Below are 20153 nucleotides of genomic sequence, written 5' to 3'. Positions count from 1 at the left end.
CGACCGGGCTCACGGTCACTGAGCCTGTCGAAGCGACCCGCCGTGCCGCGGCCGCGCCGCGCCCCACCCCCACCGGGGCGGTGCCTACGCGCGGTCGTGAAGCGTGATCTGATAGCCGTCCGGGTCGGCGAAGGTGAACGTCCGGCCGAACGGGCCGTCGATCGGCGCCGAGACGATGGTCTGACCGTCGGCGACGAGCGCGTCGTGGATGTCCTGAACGTCGGTGGCGTGGAGCCAGATCGCAGCGCCGACGCCCGGTTGAGGCACGGATGCGAGGTCCGTGCCGGGCACGATGTCGCGAAGAGCGAACGCGATCGGCGTCGTTTCGAACACCACAGCGTGGGGCGGACCGGCGGGAGAGCGGACCAGCCCGAGGTAGCGCTCGTAGAACGCCTGCGAGGCCGCGAGGTCTGCCGCCTGAAGTGAAATGAAGTCGGGACCGGTAACAGGCATAACGTTGCTCCTCGGATTCATGTCAGTTTTCTGACATCCGCCAAGCTATGTCAGAATACTGACATGAGTCAAGCCGGTATCGATCTGCAGACCTCGCTGGGCTATCTGCTGAAAGAGGCGTCGAGCGCCCTCCGGTCCGCCATGGAGGAGGTCCTGCGGCCCCTCGGCATGACCGTGACGCACTACTCCTGTCTCGAGCTGCTCTCGCAGCGACCAGGCCTGTCGAATTCCGAGCTCGCCCGCGGCGCTTTCGTTACGCGGCAGTCCATGAACGTGCTGCTGCAGAACCTCGAACGCGACGGATTCGTGACCCGGGCGACCGAAGCCCGCGTCGGCAAGGTTCTTCCCACCGAGCTGACGCCGCGCGGCCGCGAGAGACTGCAGAAGGCGTCGGCCGCCGTGCGGTCCGTCGAGATCCGGATGCTGTCGGGCATGACCGAAGACGAGCAGGCTGGAGCACTGCGGATCTTGCGGAGCATGATCCGCTCGCTGCGAGACAGCAGCGCCTAACGCAAGACGCTTAGTGCAGAACGCCTAACCTAGAAGGTCGAGCAGCCAGCGCGCCCCGTGCACCGTGGCGCCGGCGCGCTCCGAGCGATGCGCGAGTCCCGCGTCGCTCGTGACGACCGTCACCGCGGCTCCGTCAAGGCTCCCCACCGCGTCAACGATCGCGTCGTCACCGGATGCCTCGGCCCGCACGAGCTCGACAAGGCCCTCGCGATCGCCGACACCGCGCGCAGCTCCCTCGACGACCGCGACGATGCGCGGGAACCAGCGGTCGCCCGGCAACTCGAGAGCGGATGCCTCGAGCCCGGCCGCGGCGAGATCCTCCAGCCGATCGAGCAGACGGTCCGTCGCGCCCGCCCGATCCTTCCACCAGCCATCCGGCACCGACCCGACGACGTTCGCGGCGTCCACGACGACCACGGGACGCAGGTGCAGGGCGGCGCGGAGGTGACCCCAGGCATCCTCGAACGACGGATGCAGCGGGTGATCAACGACCTCGTCCACCCGCACCCACTCGAGCGCGTGACTCTCGGGGTCGCTGATGACGGGCGCGAACGGCACGACGACATCGCCAATGACCGTCGTGTACGACCAGATATCGAGGTCGAGCACGCTCGTGGCGCGCGGACGAATCGCCGAGCCGGGAACGCCGGCCTCTTCGAGCGCCTCGCGCAGCGCGGCATCCATCGCCGACTCGCCCTCGTGGCGCGCACCACCCGGCAGCGCCCACGTGCCGCCGAAGTGACTCCACGAGACCCGATGCTGCAGCAGCACGCTGTCGAGCGCGGCGTCGTACGCGAGCAGTCCCGCGGCTCCGAACCGACCCCAGTAGCGTTCGCCGCTATCGGCCACGACCCAGGCATCACCCGAGTCGCGCGGCCCGAACGGCCGCCGCGGCTCACCGGGGACGGGGGGCTCGATGCTCACCCGTCCAGATTCTCACACCCGGACGGCAGTTCGGCGCCCCGAGGGCGACTCAGCGCGTGCGCTTCTCGCGCACCCGCATGTTGATCTGGATCGGGGTGCCCTCGAAGCCGAAGATCTCGCGCAGGCGACGCGCGATGAAGCGACGGTAGCCCGGGTCGAGGAATCCGGTCGTGAACAGCACGAATGTCGGCGGGCGGGACGCTGCCTGCGTCCCGAACAGGATGCGCGGCTGCTTGCCACCCCGAAGCGGGTGCGGGTGCTCGGCCACGAGTTCCGACAGGAAAGCGTTGAACTTTCCGGTCGGAATCCGCTGATCCCACGACTCGAGCGACGTCTCGAGCGCCGGCACGAGCTTGTCGAGGTGACGCCCGGTCTTCGCCGAGATGTTCACGCGGGGCGCCCACGCGACGTGCGCAAGGTCCTGTTCGATCTCGCGCTCGAGGTAGCGGCGACGATCGTCGTCGACGAGCTTGTCGGTCGACAGTAGGTCCCACTTGTTGAACGCGAGCACGAGCGAGCGGCCGGACTCCAGCACCATGTCGATGATGCGGACGTCCTGCTCGCTGAGCGACTCGCTCACATCGAGCACGACGACGGCGACCTCGGCCTTTTCCAGCGCGGTCGCGGTACGCAGCGACGCGTAGAAGTCGGCACCCTGCTGCAGATGGACACGACGACGGATGCCGGCGGTGTCGACCAGGCGCCACAGCTTGCCGCCGAGCTCGACGATCTCGTCGACCGGGTCGCGGGTCGTGCCGGCGAGTTCGTTCACGACGACGCGCTCTTCGCCCGCGGCCTTGTTGAGCAGGGAGGACTTGCCGACGTTCGGGCGACCGAGGATCGCGACGCGACGCGGCCCACCGATCTCGTGCGAGGCGACGGCCGAGATCTCGGGCAGCTTCTCCATGAGCTGGTCGAGCAGGTCGGCCACGCCGCGACCGTGGATGGCCGAGACGGGGTGCGGCTCGCCGAGACCCAGGCTCCAGAGTGCGGCGGCCTCGGGTTCGTGGCGGGCGTCGTCGATCTTGTTCGCGACGAGGAAGACGGGCTTGCCGCTCTTGCGAAGCAGCTTCACGACCTGCTCGTCGGTCGCGGTCGGGCCGACCATGGCGTCCACGACGAACAGAACGACATCCGACAGGTCGATCGCGACCTCGGCCTGGGCGGCAACGGATGCATCGATACCCCGAGCATCCGGTTCCCAGCCACCGGTGTCGACCAGCGAGAAGCGCCGATCCATCCACTCGGCCTTGTACGTGACCCGGTCGCGCGTGACACCGGGGGTGTCCTCGACAACCGCCTCACGGCGGCCCAAGATGCGGTTCACGAGCGCGGACTTGCCGACGTTCGGGCGTCCGACGATCGCGACGACGGGCAGCGCCGGCAGGTACTCGATGCCGTCGAGACCGCGCTCGACTCCGGCGAGCAGGTGCGCGTCGTCTTCGTCGAGATCGTAGTCGGCCAGGGATGCGCGAAGAGTCGCCGCTCTCTGTTCAACCAACTCGGGGTCGAGCTCCGACAATTTCTCGGCGATCTGGTCGGGGCGGCCTTCGTACTCGTCGTCAGCGCTCATGGGGTCAATCCTCGTGTTCTGTCGACGATGTCGAGGACGGCGTCGACGGTCTGTTCGAGATCGAGGTCGGTCGAATCGACCACCTCGACCCCCGGGGCGGCGGTCAGAAAGTCGACCACCCCACTGTCGGAGGCGTCGCGGCGGTGCAGGGCGTCGGCGACGACCGCTGCTTCCACGCCGGTCAGCTCGGCGCTGCGCCGGGCGGCGCGCACCTCGGGGGCTGCTGTGAGCAGCAGCCGTACGGCCGCGTCGGGCGCGACGATGGTCGTGATGTCCCGGCCTTCGACGACGATGCCCGCGGGGGCATCGGCGATGATCGAGCGGAAGAGGTTGGTGACGGCCTGACGAATCGCCGGCACGCGCGCGACGCCGCTGACGGCGTCCGATACGCGCGGTTCACGGATCGCAGCGGCGACATCCACCGAGCCGACGCGCACCCAGGTGTCGTCGGGGTTCGTCGAAATGGCGAAGTCGAAGTCGCCGGTGGCGTCGAGCACGGCGCTCGCGTCGCTCGTGTCGGCACCGCGTTCGAGCACATGCCAGGCGAGGGCACGGTATGCGGCGCCCGTGTCGAGGTATCCGTAGCCGAGGCGCGACGCGACGCGCTTCGCCACGCTCGACTTGCCGCTACCCGCGGGCCCGTCGATCGCGATCACGTTGTCGGCGGTTGCCAGCGGCACCACCGGGGTCGGTTCACTCATTGCCCGTGCCCGCCATCCGCCAGCCTCGCTCTTCCAACCCTGCCGTCGCCTGCGCGACGATCGCGGGCTCCACACTGATCTCGGCCAGGCCGAATGGGGCTCCGGGCGAGTGTTCGAGCCGCAGGTCTTCGACGTTCACGCCGAGTGCACCGAGATCGCTGAACAGGCGCGCCAACTGGCCCGGGGTGTCGTCGACCATGACGACGAGGTGCTCGAAGCGCCGGTTCTGCCCATGCTTGCCCGGCAGACGCTCGACACCCTCGTTGCCGCGCTGGATAGTGTCGGCGATCGTGCGTCGAGAGCCGGCGGCATCTGGATCCCGCAGCGCATCCGCGACGCGACCGAGGTCGGCGGCGAGCTGGTCGAGCACCTCGACGACCGGTTCGGAGTTTGCGCCGAGGATCTGGGTCCACAGCTCGGGAGCGGATGCGGCGATGCGCGTCGTGTCGCGAACGCCCTGGGCCGCGAGCCCGAGCGAATGCTCCGGCGCCTCGCGCAGCCGTGCAGCAAGAAGGCTCGAGACGAGCTGGGGCACGTGCGAGACGACTGCGACGGAGCGGTCATGCTCTTCGGGGGTCATCTCGATCGGCATCGCGCCGAGGTCGAGGGCGAGGCCTTCGACGATCGCCAAGTCGGCCGGCAGCGTCTCTTCGTCGCGGCAGACCACCCACGGGCGACCGATGAACAGGTCGGAGCGGGCCGAGATCGCTCCGCCGCGCTCGCGACCGGCGAGCGGGTGCGACCCGATATAACGCGTAAGGTCCACGCCGCGCTCGCGCAGCTCGTGCAGCGGGGCGAGCTTGACGCTCGCGACATCCGTCACGACAGCGTCCGGAAAGCGCGCCAATTCGGATGCGACGACATCGGCCGTCACATCCGGCGGCACGGCAACGACAACCAGGCGCGGCTCGTCGTCGGGGCGACTCAGGCGTCCGGCGCCGTAATCCACGGCCAGGCGCACCTGCGCGCGCGAGGTGTCATCAAGCACGACGTCGACGCCGAGTGCCGTCAGGGCGTGCCCCACGCTCGCGCCGAGCAGTCCCGCGCCGACCACGCGGACGGTGCCGCTGGTGCGCGCGGCAACACGTGGCGTGGTCGTGTCGGTCACTGAAATCTCCTACGGTGTGTCGCCTGCGGCTCGTCGTCGCTCGCGAGGGCGGCATCGCGGCGCGCGAGGGTGAGCAGCGCGCCGCGTTCCACCTTAGTCAACTCCCGTGCCTGCCCCGCCGGGAGAGTTCCCAGGTGCAGCGGACCGAACTGTCGGCGGACGAGTTCACGGACCGGATGCCCCACCTCGGCCATCATCCGGCGGACGATCCGATTGCGCCCCGAGTGCAGGGTCAGTTCGACCAGGCTCGTGCCGCCCGAGGCGTCCAAGAGCCGTGCCTTGTCGGCCGCGATGGGTCCGTCCTCGAGCTCGATGCCGCGGGTCAGCTGCGAGATCGTCTGGGCGCTGACCCGGCCCGACACCTTCGCGATGTAGACCTTCGTCACGCCGTAGGAGGGGTGCGCGAGCACATGGGCGAGCTGCCCGTCGTTGGTGAGGATGAGCAAGCCGCTCGTTTCGGCGTCGAGGCGACCGACGTTGTAGAGGCGCTCGGGCCATTCCTCGGTGTACTGGGTCAGGTCGGGGCGGCCGCGCTCATCCCGCATCGTGCTGAAAACGCCTGTCGGCTTGTTGAGCATGACGTAGCGCATGCCCGACTCGACCTGAACGGCGACGCCGTCGACATCGACCAGGTCCGACTCCGGATGAATCCGCGCACCCATCTCGGTCACCACGACGCCGTTCACCCGCACGCGCCCGTCGGCGATCAGCTCTTCGCTGACGCGGCGCGAGGCGACCCCCGCCTGGGCGAGGACCTTCTGCAGCCGCACACCGTCGGCCGAGGCATCCGTCGTCGGGAGATCTTTTTCGCTCATGCTGCTTACCGTCCCAGTGCTTCGTCGAGGCTGTCGTCGTCCGAGACATCGGGCAACAGCGGCGAGATCGGCGGTAGCTCGTCGAGCGAGTTGATGCCGAGGTTCACCAGTAGCGCGTCGGTCGTCCCGTAGTGGATCGCCCCGGTCTCGGGATCCGCGAATTCTTCCGTGATGAGGCCACGACCCAGCAGTGTTCGCACGACCGAGTCGACGTTGACGGCGCGAATCGCCGCGACCTGGCCGCGCGTGACCGGCTGCTTGTACGCGATCACGGCGAGGGTCTCGAGCGCCGCCTGCGACAACCGCGACGGCGCCTGCGTGTTGACGAACTCACTCACCAGGTCGTCGTGCTCTGCACGAACGTACAGGCGCCACCCCCCGCCGACCTCGCGCAGCTCGAACCCGCGACGCGGCCCGCCGGCCAGTCCGTCGTAGTCCGCGACCAGCGCCTCGATCGCCTGACGAACGGCGGCGACGGGTGCCGACACGGCTGTCGCGAGGGCGACGAGACTCTGCGGCTCTTCGACGACGAGCAGGATCGCCTCGAGACGGCGGGCGACGTCGGCGGTTGCTGAGCCTGTCGAAGCATCAGTGGTCATAATCGGCCCCCAGGCTCGCAAGTTGTTCGTCGGACCAGTTCTCGGCCGACCATCGGAGGGTGAGTTCGCCGAGCGGTTCGACCTGTTCGAACGACAGCGCCGCGTGGCGGTACAGCTCGAGGATCGACAGGAATCGCGCCACCACGATGCCGGGTTGCGTGACCCCGGCGACCAGCTCGCGGAAGCTCACCGACTCGGCCCGACGCAGCAACGACACGACAACCGCCGCCTGTTCGCGGATGCTGACAAGTGGCGCGTGCAGGTGCTCGAGTCCGACGTGCGGTATCTCGCGCGGGCTGAAGGCCAGCAGCGCGAGGGCGGCGAAGTCCTCGACCGATATCGTCCAGACCAACTCCGGCACGGCCGCGCGGTGCTTCTCGTCAAGTCGCACGGCACGAGCGTGCCGCGTGTCTTCGCTCTGCAGTCGCGTGGCGAACCATCCGGACACCTCTTTGAATGCGCGGTACTGCAGCAGGCGCGCGAACAGCAGGTCTCTCGCCTCAAGCAGCGCAACGGATTCGGAATCGACGAGCTCACCCTGCGGCAGGAGCCCGGCGACCTTCATGTCGAGCAGGGTCGCTGCCACGACAAGGAACTCGCTCGCGCGCTCGAGTTCTTCGTCCGGGTCGAGCGCGCGCAGATACGAGATGAACTCGTCCGTCACCTTGCTGAGCGCGATCTCGGTGATGTCGAGTTCGTGCTTCGAGATCAGAGAGAGCAGTAGATCGAACGGGCCGTCGAAGCCCGTGACCGAGACGCGGAACCGGCCGTCGCCGTCCCCGTCTTCGACCGCCTGTGCGGCCTCAGGCGACGTCGCCACGCGCGACCAGTTCCCGCGCCAGGCGCAGGTAGGCCTGGGCGGCGGCGTGTTCGGGGGCGAATTCGATGATCGGCAGTCCCGAGACGGATGCATCCGGGAACTTCACCGTGCGGCCGATGACGGTCTCGAGCACATCGTCACCGAAGGCCTCGACAACGCGCTCGAGCACCTCACGGGCGTGGAGCGTGCGCGCGTCGTACATGGTCGCGAGAACCCCGTCGAGTTCGATCGCGGGGTTGAGGCGATCGCGCACCTTCTCGATCGTCTCGATCAGCAGGGCGACGCCGCGCATCGCGAAGAATTCGCACTCCATGGGGATCAGCACCCCGTGGCTGGCCGTCAGGGCGTTGACCGTGAGCAGCCCCAGCGAGGGCTGGCAGTCGATCAGGATGACGTCGTACTCGCGCGAGATGTGGCGCAGCACGCGCGCCAGGATCGTCTCGCGCGCGACCTCGTTGACCAGGTGCACCTCGGCGGCGGACAGGTCGATGTTGGCCGGCAGCACGTCGAGGCCCTCGGTGCGCGAGGGGACGATGATCTCGCGCGGATCGCGCTTCGTGTCGAGCAGCAGGTCGTAAACGGTCGGCACGTCGTGAGTCGCGATGCCGAGGCCGGCCGACAGCGCACCCTGCGGGTCGAAGTCGACTACGAGCACGCGGCGGCCGTAGTGCGCGAGCGATGCGGCCAGGTTGATGGTCGTGGTCGTCTTGCCGACCCCGCCCTTCTGGTTGCAGAGCGAGATGATGCGCGCCGGACCGTGCGAATCGAGCTTCGGAGGTGTGGGAAAGCCGTGGTACGGACGACCGGTGGGGCCGAGGGGTGCCTCGTCCGTCGAGGAGGCCTTCTTCGTGCCCCGCGCGCTGCCCGCCACCGATACTCCCTGCGTCACCTTGTCAACGGCACCTGAACGCCATCTCGTGGACCGATTCTAGTCACCCGCGCACCCTCGACCCCGGCGGCGCGCGCGGGCGCCGGCGTGTGTCCGACGCGTTAGCGTGCCCGCGGGTGCGATGTCGCGTACACATCGCGCAGGGCATCAACGGTCACGTGCGTGTAGATCTGCGTTGTCGCAACCGACGCATGCCCGAGAAGCTCCTGTACGACACGCACGTCGGCGCCGCCCTGCAGCAGGTGCGTAGCGAACGAGTGGCGGAGCGTATGCGGCGAGACATGGGCCGAGATCCCCGCTTTTTCGGCGGCGGCACGGATGACGAGCCAGGCGCTCTGCCGAGACAGCGGCGCCCCGCGGGCACCGAGGAACAGCCGAGGCGTCGGGCGACCCCGAAGCGACAGCTCGGGGCGCACCCGGGTCAGATAGGCATCGACCGCCTTACGGGCGAACGACCCGACCGGCACGATGCGTTCCTTGTCACCCTTGCCGCGCAGACGCACGATGTCGCCGGCGCCTTCTCCGCCCACACCGCCCCCGCCCACGAGGTCGTCCACGTCGAGCGTGACCACCTCCGACACGCGGGCGCCCGTGGCGTACATCAGCTCGAGCAGAGCCCGATCGCGGAGGCCAATGGGGTCCTCCCCCGACGGGGCCGCGAGCAACTGCTCGACCTGGTCGATCGTCAACGCCTGGGGCAGGCGCCGGGCGGCCTTCGGCGGGCGAAGCCGGGCCGACACATCCTCGTCCTCGATCCCCTCGCGGGCGAGATGCCGATGCAGCCCCCGCACCGAGGACTGCAGGCGCGCCAGGCTCGACGCGGCGGGAGGCGGGGATGCCGCGGCTCGATCGGCGACGTAGCGCCCCACGACATCCGGGGTGACGTCCGTCGTGTCGAGAAAGCCCTGGTCTGTCAGCCAGGCGACATAGTCGCCGAGGTCGCGTCGATACGCCGCGACCGTGTGCTCAGACAACCCGCGCTCGATCGAGACGTGGCGCAGGTACGCCGTCACGGCTCGATCAATGCGCACCGGGGTTCGGCTCCGTCCCGGACCCGGCTCAGCCCGCCGCGCGGCGGCGGTTCTCGGTCGCCGCTCGGCGGCGGTGTTCGGCGGCCGCGAGCACCGCGACGATCAGGATCGCGTTCTGCATCCGGCCCTCGAGCACGGCCGTCACGACATCGTCGAGCGGGACCCATTCGAGGCGGATGTCGGCCTCTTCGGCCTCGCGTGCGTACGTCTCGGGCGCGGGAGAGATGCCCTCGGCCAAAAAGATATGCACGACCTCGTCGCTGCCCCCGGGCGAGGTCTTGATGCTGACGAGTTCGCTCCACCGACTCGCCGTCAGGTCGGCCTCTTCGGCGAGCTCACGCCGTGCGGTGTCTGCGGGCGGCTCCCCCGCGATGTCGAGGAGCCCTGCCGGAATCTCCCAGTCGCGCGAGCGGATCGGATGGCGATATTGCTGCAGCAGCAGGATGCGTCCGTCGTCATCGATCGCGGCGATCGCGACAGCTCCCGTGTGGTCGACGTAGTCGCGCGACGTGGACTCGCCGTTGTAGTCGAAGGTGTCGCTGCGTACATCCCAGACGCGGCCGGGATAGACGACCTCGCTACGCGTGATGTGGATTTCGGCCGGCTCGTCGCGCAGCGCGCTGAAATCAGTCATTTTCCACCGGATCCACGTCGAAGAGTTCGCTCGCGCGGTGACGCTCGAGCGCGGCGCCGACGAGTCCGCGGAAGAGCGGATGCGGTGCGGTCGGGCGCGACCGCAGTTCGGGGTGCGCCTGCGTGGCGATGTAGAACGGGTGCACGTCGCGCGGAAGCTCGACGTACTCGACCAGTGCCCGGTCGGGTGACAGGCCCGAGAACACCAGGCCCGCCTCCGTCAGCCGATCACGGTAGGCGTTGTTGACCTCGTAGCGGTGGCGGTGACGCTCCGAAATCTGCTTCGCGCCATACAGCTCGGCGGCAAGCGAGCCGTCGCGCAGGTCCGCGGCGTACAGGCCGAGGCGCATCGTGCCACCGAGGTCTCCCCCGGCGATGATCTCGACCTGCTCCGCCATCGTCGCGATGACGGGGTACTCGGTATCGGGGTCGAACTCGCTCGATGAGGCACCCTCGAGCCCGGCGAGGTTTCGCGCGTACTCGATGACCATGCACTGCAGCCCGAGACACAGCCCGAGCGTGGGGATGCCCTGCTCGCGCGCGAACTTCAGCGCGCCGAGCTTCCCTTCGATGCCGCGGATGCCGAAGCCACCGGGCACGCAGATGCCATCGACATCCGCCAAAGCGCGAGCCGCGCCATCCCGTGTCTCGCACAGATCCGACGGGATCCAGCGAATGTTGACGTGCGTCTCTTGCGCAAAACCACCGGCCTTGAGTGCCTCCGTGACCGAGAGGTAGGCGTCGGGTAGGTCGATGTACTTGCCGACCAGGCCGATCGTGACCTCGTGCTTGGGGTTGTGTACGGCGGCGAGCACCCGCTCCCACCGCGACCAGTCGACATCCTTCGCGTCATCGAGCCCGAGTGCGTTGACGATGTAGGCATCGAGGCCCTGGTCGTGCAGCATCGTCGGGATGTCGTAGATGCTCGGCACGTCGACGGCATTGACCACGGCGTCCTCGTCGACGTCGCACATCAGCGCGATCTTGCGCTTGTTCGACTCGGTGACGGGACGATCGCTGCGCAGCACGAGCGCGTCAGGCTGGATACCGATCGAGCGGAGGGCCGCGACCGAGTGCTGCGTGGGCTTGGTCTTCTGCTCGCCCGAGGCACCCATGAAGGGCACGAGCGAGACGTGCACGAAGAACACGTTCCGGCGCCCGAGCTCGTGGCGAATCTGACGCGCCGACTCGATGAACGGCTGCGACTCGATGTCGCCGACCGTTCCACCGACCTCGGTGATGATGACGTCCGGCTGGGGATCCTGCGTGGCCTGCAGACGCATCCGGCGCTTGATCTCGTCGGTGATATGCGGGATGACCTGCACGGTGTCGCCGAGGTACTCGCCGCGACGCTCGCGCGCGATGACCTGCGAATAGATCTGGCCGGTCGTGACGTTGGCGGCCTGGCTCAGCTCAACGTCCAGGAAGCGCTCGTAGTGACCGATGTCGAGGTCGGTCTCGGCGCCATCATCGGTGACGAAAACCTCGCCGTGCTGGAACGGGTTCATCGTTCCCGGATCCACGTTCAGATAGGGATCCAGCTTCTGCATCACGACCCGCAGACCCCGCGCCGTCAGCAGATTGCCGAGGCTCGCGGCGGTGAGGCCCTTACCCAATGAAGAAACGACACCACCGGTCACGAAGATGTGCCTCGTGATGTGTTTGGTGATGTCGTTCGATGTTCCCGATGCAGTTTCCGCCACGGGCTTTAATCCTATCAGTCGCGGGAGCCCGCGAGCCCGAGCAGCTCGCGCGCGTGCTCGAGCGCCGCGGCCGAGTCGGGAAGCCCCGACAACAGCCGCGCCATCTCGGCGGCGCGCTCGGGCCCTTCGAGCCTGCGGACACTCGAGGCGGTCACCGATCCGTCGTTCTCTTTCACGACGGTCAGGTGGTTGGTGGCGAACGCGGCCACCTGCGCGAGGTGCGTGACGACGATGACCTGGGATGCCTCGGCCAGGCGTGCCAGGCGACGCCCGACCTCGATCGCGGCGGCTCCGCCGATGCCCGCGTCGATCTCGTCGAAGACGAAGGTCGGGACGGGATCGGTCTCGGAGATGACGACTTCGATCGCCAGCATGACGCGGCTCAGTTCGCCGCCCGAGGCGCCCTTGGCGACCGCGCGGGGTTCGGCTCCGGGATGCGGGGCGAGCAGCAGGGCAACCTCGTCGCGGCCGTCCGCACTCGGGGTTCCCGCCGACACCGTGACCTGCAGGCGCGCGTCGGGCATCGCGAGCGCGCTGAGTTCGGCGGTGACGGAATCGCCGAGGGTCACGGCGGCTTCGGTTCGACGCTCGGTGAGGGTCGCTGCGGCGTCATCGAGTTCTCGTGCCGCGGTGTCCTTCTCGGCGGCGAGTTCTTCGATGCGGGCGTCGTCGCCCTCGAGCTCTGCCAGACGTGCGGCACCGGTTTCGGCAAGCGCCAGAACCTCGTCCAGCGTCGTCCCGTGGTGGCGAACGAGGGCGCCGAGCGCCGCGCGTCGCGTCTCGACGGCGTCGAGTTCGAGGGGCCCGGATTCATCGAGGTCCGCGAGGTAACCCGAGAGGTCCGTCGCGATCTCGGCGGCACGGAATCCGAGCTCGGCGACCTGCTGCGAGAACGTCTCGAGCGCGGGATCCTGGGCGCTGGCGCGTTCGAGCAGGCGGCGCGCCTCGCCGAGCAGGGTCGAAACGTCCACGGCGTCCGCCTCGGAAGACAGCGCCTCGCGGGCGCCCGCCGCCGCCGCGCGCAGCTCTTCGACGTTGGCGAGGCGTTCCGCGCGCTGAGCGAGCTCGACATCCTCACCCGGCTGCGGTGCGACATCCTCGATCTCGGCGAGGGCCGCCCGCAGCGTCTCGGCCTCGGCCGTGCGCGCGTCGCGCTGGGTCGTCAGGGACGTGTGTTCGGCGTCGAGTTCTCGCCAGCGATTCCACGCCGTGCGGTAGGCGGCGAGCGCGTCACGAACGCCCGCTCCCCCGAATCGGTCAAGGGCATCGCGCTGCGCTGCCGCCGAACGCAGGCGCAGCTGGTCGGATTGCCCGTGGACGACAACGAGATCATCGGCGAGGTCGGCGAGTACCCCGGCCGGCGCCGCGCGTCCGCCGACGCTCGCGCGGCTACGCCCCTCGGCCGTGACCGTGCGGCTCACGTACAGTTCGGCGCGGTCGGCCCCGAGCGGCTCGAGGTCTCCCCCGGCTTCGCGCACGCGGTCGGCGACGGATCCCTCGGCCGGAACGTTCCAGATTCCGGCGACCTCGGCTTGGCCGCCCGAACGGACGACCCCCGAGTCGGCGCGCTGGCCGAGCAGCAGGCCGAGGCCCGTGACGACCATCGTCTTACCGGCACCCGTCTCACCGGTGATGGCCGTGAAGCCCGGGCCGAGCGGCAGGGTCGCTTCGGCGATCACCCCGAGTCCGGCCAGGCGTACTTCCTCGATCACGCGCCCGCCCCGGGGTGGGTCGCAGGGTCGGCGTCGGATTCGGTCGGTTCGTGCATCGCCCAGGTCTCGGGCTCGGCCGATATGGGCCCGCGCCATCCTTCGACCGGCAAACGGAACTTGCGGACGAGCCGGTCGGTGAACGCCGCGGGATGCAGGCGCGCGAGACGGACGGGCTCGGGCGAGCGGCGCACCATGACGCGGGCACCGGGCGGCAGGTCGTGCGAGCGGCGGCCGTCGCACCACAGGATGCCCGTGCCATTGGTGCGCTCGAGCACCTCGATCGCGATCGTGGCCTCGGGGCCCACGACGAGCGGCTTGGCGAACAGGGCATGTGCGGACAGCGGCACGACCGCCATCGCCTCGACGGTCGGCCAGATCACGGGTCCGCCGGCCGAGAAGTTATAGGCGGTGGAACCGGTGGGGGTCGAGACGACCATGCCGTCGCAACCGAAGCTCGAGAGCGGCCGACCGTCCACCTCGAGTACGACCTCGAGCATCCGTTCGCGGCTGGCCTTCTCGACCGTCGCCTCGTTGAGGGCCCACGTTTCGTAGATCAGCGAGTCATCGGAATCCTGCACGCGCACCGCGAGCGCCAGGCGCTCCTCGACCCGGTAGTCGCCGAGGATGGCGCGGTGCACAGCCTCGTCCAGTTCATCGCGCTCGATCTCGGCGAGAAACCCGACGTGCCCCATGTTGATGCCGAGCACCGGGGCCGTGCCGCCGCGCACGAGTTCTGCGGCGCGCAGGATCGTGCCGTCGCCACCGAGCACGATCGCGAGCTCGATCTCGTCGACGGGAACGTCGATGCCGAGCGTGCCGGTGTTGTCGAACTCTTCGATCGCGGCACCCAACTGGGCTCGATCATCCGCGGAGAATACGGCGCGAGCGCCCGCTGCGACCAGGGCGGCGGTCACGCGGCGCGCAGCGGCGACCGTATCGTCACGCAGCGCATGCGCGACGACCAGGATGTTTCGCGTGCTCGTCATGCCGCTCCCGCCGGTTGGTTCGCCTCACCCATTCTGTCGGATGGCTCCCGTTCGCCGGGCCGCCCGCGCGCTGGGGAGGAGATCTCGGCTTCGGAGGACGGATGTCGAGGCATGCATCCTCCGAAGCCGGGATCTCCTCCGGCTGCGAGACTGGAGAGATGAAGGCTGCGCTGGTGCTCGCGACGCAGGTGCTCGAAGACCACCCCGCCTACTCGGACCCCGAGATCGACCTCATTCTCTTCGTCGAGAACGCGCGGAGCTTCGAGCGTCGCCCGTACCACGCGCACAAGATCGTGCTGCTGCTGGCTTCCCTGCGCCATGCGGCCGCTCGCCTCGAAGAGCGCGGCATCGCCGTCGCGTACCGCCGGATGGACGCGGACGAAACGGGCGCGAACCAGCCCAGGGAGTCGTTCGGTGACGCGGTGGGGGCGCTCGTCCGCGAGCACAACATCACCCACCTCGCCTGGATGGCGCACACCGACCCGCGCGTTCAGGGCTCGATCGAGAAGATCGCTGCCGGACACAGGCCGCAGACGCGCACCTACCCCGACGAGCTCTTCCTCACCCCCGAGGCGCTGGTCGACGAGTGGTTCGCGACACACCCGACGGCCCGGATGGAGGACTTCTACCGCTGGCAACGTCGGCGCACGGGCATCCTGATGGAGGGCGGCGCACCCGAGGGACGCCGGTGGAACTTCGACGCCGAGAACAGGCATCCGCTCCCCCGCGACAAGAAAACGAAGGCCCACACCCTCGACATCCCGACGGTGCCGATACCCGAGCCCGATGAGATCACCCGCTCGGCCATCGCGGACACGCAGCGGTTCTTCGGCGATCATCCGGGCGACCCGCGGACCTTCTGGCTCCCCGTCACCCCCGCGGGGGCACGCGCATGGGTCGATGACTTCGTCACCCGTCGCCTGTCCGATTTCGGACGCTACGAAGACGCGATGGACGCCGACGAGCCGTTCCTTTTCCACTCCGTGCTCAGCCCCCTGATCAACATCGGGCTGCTCACGCCTCAGGAAGCCGTTGACCGGGTTGAGCGGTCCGATGCCCCCCTCGAATCGCGCGAGGGTTTCATCCGCCAGGTGATCGGATGGCGGGAGTACATGCGCGGCGCTTTCCGCGCGCAGCCCGCGCTCGAGAACGCCGATTACTTCCACTTCACGCGCACCCTCGAGGCATGGTGGTACACCGCGGAAGGGATCCCCGACGACATCCCCACGCCGGTCCGCACCGTCCTCGAACGCGTCCATCGCTACGGCTACGCGCACCACATCGAGCGCCTGATGGTGCTCGGCAACTGGTTCCTGCTGCAGGGCTACCACCCACGCGAGGCCTACGAGTGGTTCTCGGCGATGTTCGTGGACGCGTACGACTGGGTCATGGTGCCGAACGTGCAGGGCATGAGTCAGTTCGCAGACGGTGGCCGTGTGGCGACCAAGCCCTATATTGCGGGCGGGGCCTACCTGCAACGCATGGGGTCGTGGTGGCCGAGCGCGAAAGCCGCGCAGGCGGATGCCTTCACCGACGCCTACTGGCAGTTTCTCGACCGCAACGAGCCCCAGCTCTCGGACAACCACAGGCTCGCCATCCCCCTGGCGCAGATGCGCAAGCGCCGCGAGAACTAACCGTCAGCGCTGGGTGAGCTCGTTCACCAGGGCGAGCCACGCGGTCGGGTTCGCAGCATCCGCGTCCGCGCCCTCATCGGCAACGTCGCGCACCCGGAACCACGCCACGAACTCGTGGTTGCCGTGCGTCCCGGGCAGCGGCGAGGCAATCACGCCATGTGTACCGAGGCCCGCGTCCCACGCCGCCCACAGCACGCCCGCAACAGCATCCGCACGCGAAGCCGGATCTGTCACCAACCCACCGCGGACGGATGTGCGGCCCACCTCGAACTGCGGCTTGATCAGCAACACGGCATCGCCAGCGGCGTCCATCGTTGCGCGGACGGCCGGAAGGACCAGCCCCAGCGAGATGAAGGACAGGTCGCCGGTCACAAGCGAGGGCGCGAGCTCTGTACCGCTCGCGGCGGCGAGGGACTCGGGCGTCATGTCGCGAACGTTGAAGCCCTCGACCGAGATGACCCCCGCGTCATCCTTGATTCGGTCCGACATCTGGCCATGCCCGACATCAACGGCGATCACCGGGTCGGCGCCGCGCTCGCGCAGCACTTGCGTAAAGCCGCCGGTCGAAGCGCCCATGTCGAGCGCCACCCGCCCCGCGACCTCGACCGGGAACGCGTCGAGCGCCGCCACGAGCTTGTGCGCGGCGCGGCTGACGTAGTGGTCGAACGCGGCGACCTCGATCAGCGACGACTCCTCGACCTTCGCCGAGGACTTCACGACGGGGCGGCCATCGACCGTCACGAGGCCCTCGGCGATCAGCCCCGCTGCGTGCGTGCGGGAACGCGCGAGTCCGCGGGCGGCCAGGGCCGCGTCCAGACGCTCACTCATCGGTCGCCGGATGCCGAAGCGCGCGGATCGGCAAGACCGCCCACGCCCTCGAGCTCACGCGAGAGTTCGTCGTACAACGCGTCGAACGCGGCGGCACGGGTCGCGAGGGGCTGCTCCTCGACCACTCGCAGGCGCGACACGAGGCTGTCGTCGAAAGATGCCTCGGGCGTGTTGCTCATCGTCCCAGGATACGACGGGGCTGACGGATGCCTCGGCGCCCCGCCTCACACGAGCCGCGGATCAACGCCCAGCGCGAAACGGGTCGTCGTAGAGCCGCTCGGGCACGCGCAGTCCGTAGATCGCACGACCCGAGTCCCAGATCGCACGGGCAGCGGCGCGAAGCAGGTCGATCTGTCGCGACCCCTCGGCCACGATCTCGACGTCGTTGCCGGCGACACGCACGGTGGCGTCACCGATCGTGACCGCGCCATCCTTCGCGCGTGCTTTAGCCGCCGGATACGGCTGCGACAGCTCACGCAGGTCGCCGAGGATGAAGTCCGGACGCGAACCGGCGGGCGCGGCAAGAACGTGCTTCGGCCGGTCGATGCCCGTCAGCACCAGGGCCGACGCGATACCGGCACGCTGGGCACCGAGGATGTCGGTGTCGAGTCGGTCGCCGATGAAGAGCGGATGCTTCGACCCGAACCGCGCGATCGCCTCGACGAAGATCGGTGTCTCGGGTTTGCCCGCGACCGTCGCGAGACGCCCGACCGCGGTGTGCACGGCGGACACGAGCGTGCCGTTCCCCGGCGCGATGCCACGAGCCTGGGGGATCGTCCAGTCCGTGTTGGTGGCGATCCACGGGATACCGCCCTCGTCCTCGGGCAGAGCCAGCGCGTACGCCGCCTCGGCCAGATCCCGCCACGCCACATCGGGCGCGAAACCTTGAACGACGGCGGCGGGCGCGTCCTCGGCGCTGCGGGTGACGACGTATCCGGCCTTCTCGACCTCGACGGTCAGGCCCTCTCCGCCGACGACCAGCACACACGAACCCGCGGGAAGCATGTCCCGCAAGAGACGCATTGCGGCCTGTGGGCTCGTGATGACGTCTTCGGGTTGAACGGCCAGCCCGAGTTCTCGCAGCTGCCCCGCAACCGTGGCGTCCGTACGCGAGGCGTTGTTGGTGATGTAGCCCAGGCGGCGCGTCTGACCCGCAGCGTTCAGCGCCTCGACAGCGTGCGGAATCGCCTGATGCCCGGCGTATACAACGCCGTCGAGATCGGCCAGGACCGCGTCGACCCCGTCGAGCGGTGTCGGGCTCGTCCTTCCGAGGAAAGCCATCAGTCGGATGCCTCGGTCTTGTCGCTCTTCACGCCCTCATCGGGCTCGGGGGTCGATTCGCCGTTGTCTTCGACATCCGCAACGTCTTCGAGATCAGCGTCTTCATCGAGATCGGCGTTTTCATCGACATCAGCGTCATCATCGAGATCGATGTCGAGCTCTTCGACCTCGTCGATCTCGAGCACGTCGTCCGAACCGTCACCATCGAGCGCCGCCTCGGCGACTTCGGCAAGCTGGGCCCATCGAGCGGCCTCGTCCAGACGTCCGAGCTCTTCGAGCACCGTGGCGCGCGCAGCGAACAGGCCGGGACTCCAGGGGAAGGCCTTGTCGGGATCCAGCTCGGGAATATCGAGCTCGCGCAGGGCGCGCTCGGGGTCGCCAAGATCCAGACGGGCGCCAGACATAGCAACCGCTAGTTCAACCCGCGTCTCGATCGGAAGCGAATCACGCTCGACCGCTCGTCCGACCTCGAGCGCGCGGTCGGGTCGCCCGACGCCACGCTCGCTGTCGACCATCATCGCGATCTGGTCGTCGCTACCCGAAATACGCCGATACGTGCGCAATTCGCGAAGCGCCAGCGCAAAGTCGCCCACGGAGTACGCCGTGATCGCGAGCGATTCCCGGACGACCGCGACGCGGCCCGCCTTGCGGGAAGCCGCGAGGGCGTGCTCGTGCGCAAGTGCCGGGTCTTCGTCAATCAGACGGACGGCCATCGCCAGGTGGCGACCGACCGTATCGGCGTTCTCCTTGCTCAGGGTGCGCAGTTCGTTTCGCGCACTCGGGTGCAGATCACGGGCTGTGACATCGTCGGGCAGGAACGGATCAGGAATGCGCGGCTCGAAGTCACGATCGCGGTCCCGGGGCGGGGCGTCGCTGCGGTTATAAGTGGGACGACCAGAGTTGCCGTCGCGGCGTTCGTAGGGTGGGCGCGAACCTCCGCCATCACGGTTCTCGTACGGTCGACGAGGCCCGTCGCCGTCACGCTTGACGTAGGGCGGACGCGAGGAGTTCCCGTCACGCTTCTCGTATGGACGACGCGGCGCGTCGCCATCACGCTTCACGTACGGCGGACGTGAGCCACCGCTGTCACGGTTTTTGTATGGGCGCCGCGGAGCGTCACCATCACGCTTGACGTAGGGCGGACGCGAGGAGTTGCCATCACGCTTGACGTAGGGCGGACGCGAGGAGTTGCCATCACGCTTCTCGTACGGCGGACGCGATGAATTGCCATCACGCTTCTCGTACGGCGGACGCGAGGAGTTGCCATCACGCTTCTCGTACGGCGGACGCGATGAATTGCCATCACGCTTCTCGTAAGGCTTGCGCGGAGCATCACCGTCGCGCTTCACGTACGGCGGACGCGAACCACCGCTATCCCGGTTCTCATACGGGCGACGGGGCGCATCACCATCACGCTTCACGTAGGGCGGACGCGAGGAATTCCCGTCACGCCTCTCGTACGGCTTGCGCGAAGCGTCACCATCGCGCTTCACATATGGCTTGCGTTGAGCATCGCCCCCACGAGGCGTGCTCGGACGGCGATCAGCGCCACCACCGGTGCGGGGCGAACGTCCGGAGGCGCCGCGCGCTCGATCGGGCCCACCGCGACGCTCATCGTCCTTGCGGTCGTCGTCTGCCATGTTTCCGATCCTTTCGCGAACCGCCCGTCGGCGGAATCGCACTGTTGCAAAACAACTGTGTTAACGAAGAAAGGGCCACCCAGCATTGGGTGGCCCTTTCTTGAAAGAAGTCCGGCGGTGTCCTACTCTCCCACAGGGTCTCCCCTGCAGTACCATCGGCGCTGAGAGGCTTAGCTTCCGGGTTCGGAATGTAACCGGGCGTTTCCCTCTCGCTATGGCCGCCGAAACACTATTGATGTTTCAATCAGCATAACAAAGTCATTGTTATGCGGTTCTCGACCGTACATCGAGAACCACTCAGTGGACGCAAGCA

The 20153-nt window shown here is 68.4% G+C and carries 20 protein-coding genes and 1 rRNA gene; 2 read left to right on the top strand and 19 right to left on the bottom strand.

Features of this window, described 5'->3' with window-relative positions:
• Positions 1-84: 84 nt before the first annotated feature.
• The gene (locus MIC448_RS15940) at positions 85-453 is read right to left on the bottom strand and encodes a VOC family protein (RefSeq protein WP_036301945.1); all 369 of its coding nucleotides are present in this window, start codon (positions 451-453) and stop codon (positions 85-87) included.
• Positions 454-516: 63 nt separating this feature from the next.
• Between MIC448_RS15940 and MIC448_RS15935 the strand changes: the two genes are divergently transcribed.
• Positions 517-963: a MarR family winged helix-turn-helix transcriptional regulator gene (locus MIC448_RS15935; RefSeq protein WP_036301943.1), complete on the top strand. Its 447-nt coding sequence runs from the start codon at positions 517-519 to the stop codon at positions 961-963.
• Between the two features lie 24 nt (positions 964-987).
• Here MIC448_RS15935 and MIC448_RS15930 read toward each other — a convergent pair whose 3' ends face one another.
• The 13 genes from MIC448_RS15930 to MIC448_RS15870 form a co-directional block, all read right to left on the bottom strand.
• A complete protein-coding gene (locus tag MIC448_RS15930) occupies positions 988-1887 on the bottom strand; it encodes an NUDIX domain-containing protein (protein ID WP_036301941.1) in 900 nt (299 codons plus the stop codon).
• Between the two features lie 49 nt (positions 1888-1936).
• Positions 1937-3460, bottom strand: coding sequence for a ribosome biogenesis GTPase Der (gene der, locus MIC448_RS15925; protein WP_036301939.1), 1524 nt, complete (start codon positions 3458-3460; stop codon positions 1937-1939).
• Positions 3457-4161 (bottom strand): (d)CMP kinase, encoded by a 705-nt coding sequence (cmk, locus tag MIC448_RS15920; RefSeq protein ID WP_051514253.1) that lies wholly within the window; start codon positions 4159-4161, stop codon positions 3457-3459. The genes der and cmk overlap by 4 nt, the downstream gene beginning before the upstream one ends.
• Positions 4154-5269 carry a prephenate dehydrogenase gene (locus MIC448_RS15915; RefSeq protein WP_036301937.1) on the bottom strand — a complete coding sequence of 372 codons (1116 nt, stop codon included), beginning with the start codon at positions 5267-5269 and terminating at the stop codon, positions 4154-4156. Before MIC448_RS15915 ends, cmk begins: the two co-directional genes overlap by 8 nt.
• Positions 5266-6084, bottom strand: coding sequence for a pseudouridine synthase (locus MIC448_RS15910; RefSeq protein WP_051514250.1), 819 nt, complete (start codon positions 6082-6084; stop codon positions 5266-5268). The genes MIC448_RS15915 and MIC448_RS15910 overlap by 4 nt, the downstream gene beginning before the upstream one ends.
• A 5-nt stretch (positions 6085-6089) precedes the next feature.
• The gene (scpB, locus tag MIC448_RS15905) at positions 6090-6683 is read right to left on the bottom strand and encodes an SMC-Scp complex subunit ScpB (RefSeq protein WP_036301935.1); all 594 of its coding nucleotides are present in this window, start codon (positions 6681-6683) and stop codon (positions 6090-6092) included.
• On the bottom strand, positions 6673-7503 hold the full coding sequence (locus MIC448_RS15900; protein WP_036301933.1) for a ScpA family protein: 831 nt from the start codon (positions 7501-7503) through the stop codon (positions 6673-6675). The genes scpB and MIC448_RS15900 overlap by 11 nt, the downstream gene beginning before the upstream one ends.
• A complete protein-coding gene (locus MIC448_RS15895) occupies positions 7487-8374 on the bottom strand; it encodes a ParA family protein (protein WP_036301961.1) in 888 nt (295 codons plus the stop codon). Before MIC448_RS15895 ends, MIC448_RS15900 begins: the two co-directional genes overlap by 17 nt.
• 119 nt (positions 8375-8493) lie before the next feature.
• Positions 8494-9423, bottom strand: coding sequence for a site-specific tyrosine recombinase XerD (gene xerD / locus MIC448_RS15890; protein ID WP_036301931.1), 930 nt, complete (start codon positions 9421-9423; stop codon positions 8494-8496).
• A 28-nt stretch (positions 9424-9451) separates the two neighbouring features.
• Positions 9452-10057: an NUDIX hydrolase gene (locus MIC448_RS15885; RefSeq protein ID WP_036301930.1), complete on the bottom strand. Its 606-nt coding sequence runs from the start codon at positions 10055-10057 to the stop codon at positions 9452-9454.
• Positions 10050-11759 (bottom strand): CTP synthase, encoded by a 1710-nt coding sequence (locus MIC448_RS15880; RefSeq protein WP_036301928.1) that lies wholly within the window; start codon positions 11757-11759, stop codon positions 10050-10052. Before MIC448_RS15880 ends, MIC448_RS15885 begins: the two co-directional genes overlap by 8 nt.
• 14 nt (positions 11760-11773) lie before the next feature.
• Positions 11774-13471 (bottom strand): DNA repair protein RecN, encoded by a 1698-nt coding sequence (gene recN, locus MIC448_RS15875; protein ID WP_036301927.1) that lies wholly within the window; start codon positions 13469-13471, stop codon positions 11774-11776.
• The gene (locus MIC448_RS15870; protein WP_081766487.1) at positions 13468-14457 is read right to left on the bottom strand and encodes an NAD kinase; all 990 of its coding nucleotides are present in this window, start codon (positions 14455-14457) and stop codon (positions 13468-13470) included. The genes recN and MIC448_RS15870 overlap by 4 nt, the downstream gene beginning before the upstream one ends.
• 158 nt (positions 14458-14615) lie before the next feature.
• On the opposite strand from MIC448_RS15870, the gene MIC448_RS15865 reads away from it, so the two are divergent.
• Positions 14616-16091 (top strand): cryptochrome/photolyase family protein, encoded by a 1476-nt coding sequence (locus MIC448_RS15865; protein WP_051514247.1) that lies wholly within the window; start codon positions 14616-14618, stop codon positions 16089-16091.
• A 3-nt stretch (positions 16092-16094) separates the two neighbouring features.
• Here MIC448_RS15865 and MIC448_RS15860 read toward each other — a convergent pair whose 3' ends face one another.
• The 5 genes from MIC448_RS15860 to rrf form a co-directional block, all read right to left on the bottom strand.
• Positions 16095-16919 carry a TlyA family RNA methyltransferase gene (locus MIC448_RS15860; protein WP_036301926.1) on the bottom strand — a complete coding sequence of 275 codons (825 nt, stop codon included), beginning with the start codon at positions 16917-16919 and terminating at the stop codon, positions 16095-16097.
• Positions 16916-17098, bottom strand: coding sequence for a hypothetical protein (locus MIC448_RS15855; RefSeq protein WP_036301924.1), 183 nt, complete (start codon positions 17096-17098; stop codon positions 16916-16918). The genes MIC448_RS15860 and MIC448_RS15855 overlap by 4 nt, the downstream gene beginning before the upstream one ends.
• 61 nt (positions 17099-17159) lie before the next feature.
• Complete coding sequence (locus MIC448_RS15850; protein ID WP_036301922.1) at positions 17160-18200, bottom strand: HAD-IIA family hydrolase; 1041 nt, start codon at positions 18198-18200, stop codon at positions 17160-17162.
• Positions 18200-19840, bottom strand: coding sequence for a primosomal protein (locus MIC448_RS16525; protein WP_232711673.1), 1641 nt, complete (start codon positions 19838-19840; stop codon positions 18200-18202). Before MIC448_RS16525 ends, MIC448_RS15850 begins: the two co-directional genes overlap by 1 nt.
• 109 nt (positions 19841-19949) lie before the next feature.
• Positions 19950-20066, bottom strand: a 5S ribosomal RNA gene (rrf, locus tag MIC448_RS15840).
• Positions 20067-20153: the final 87 nt, after the last annotated feature.

This window comes from Microbacterium sp. C448, assembly GCF_000582705.2.
In the GTDB taxonomy this organism is placed as follows: domain Bacteria; phylum Actinomycetota; class Actinomycetes; order Actinomycetales; family Microbacteriaceae; genus Microbacterium; species Microbacterium lacus_A.
Note: the sequence above shows the minus strand (reverse complement) of the source record. Positions and strands in the feature narration are given on the sequence as shown.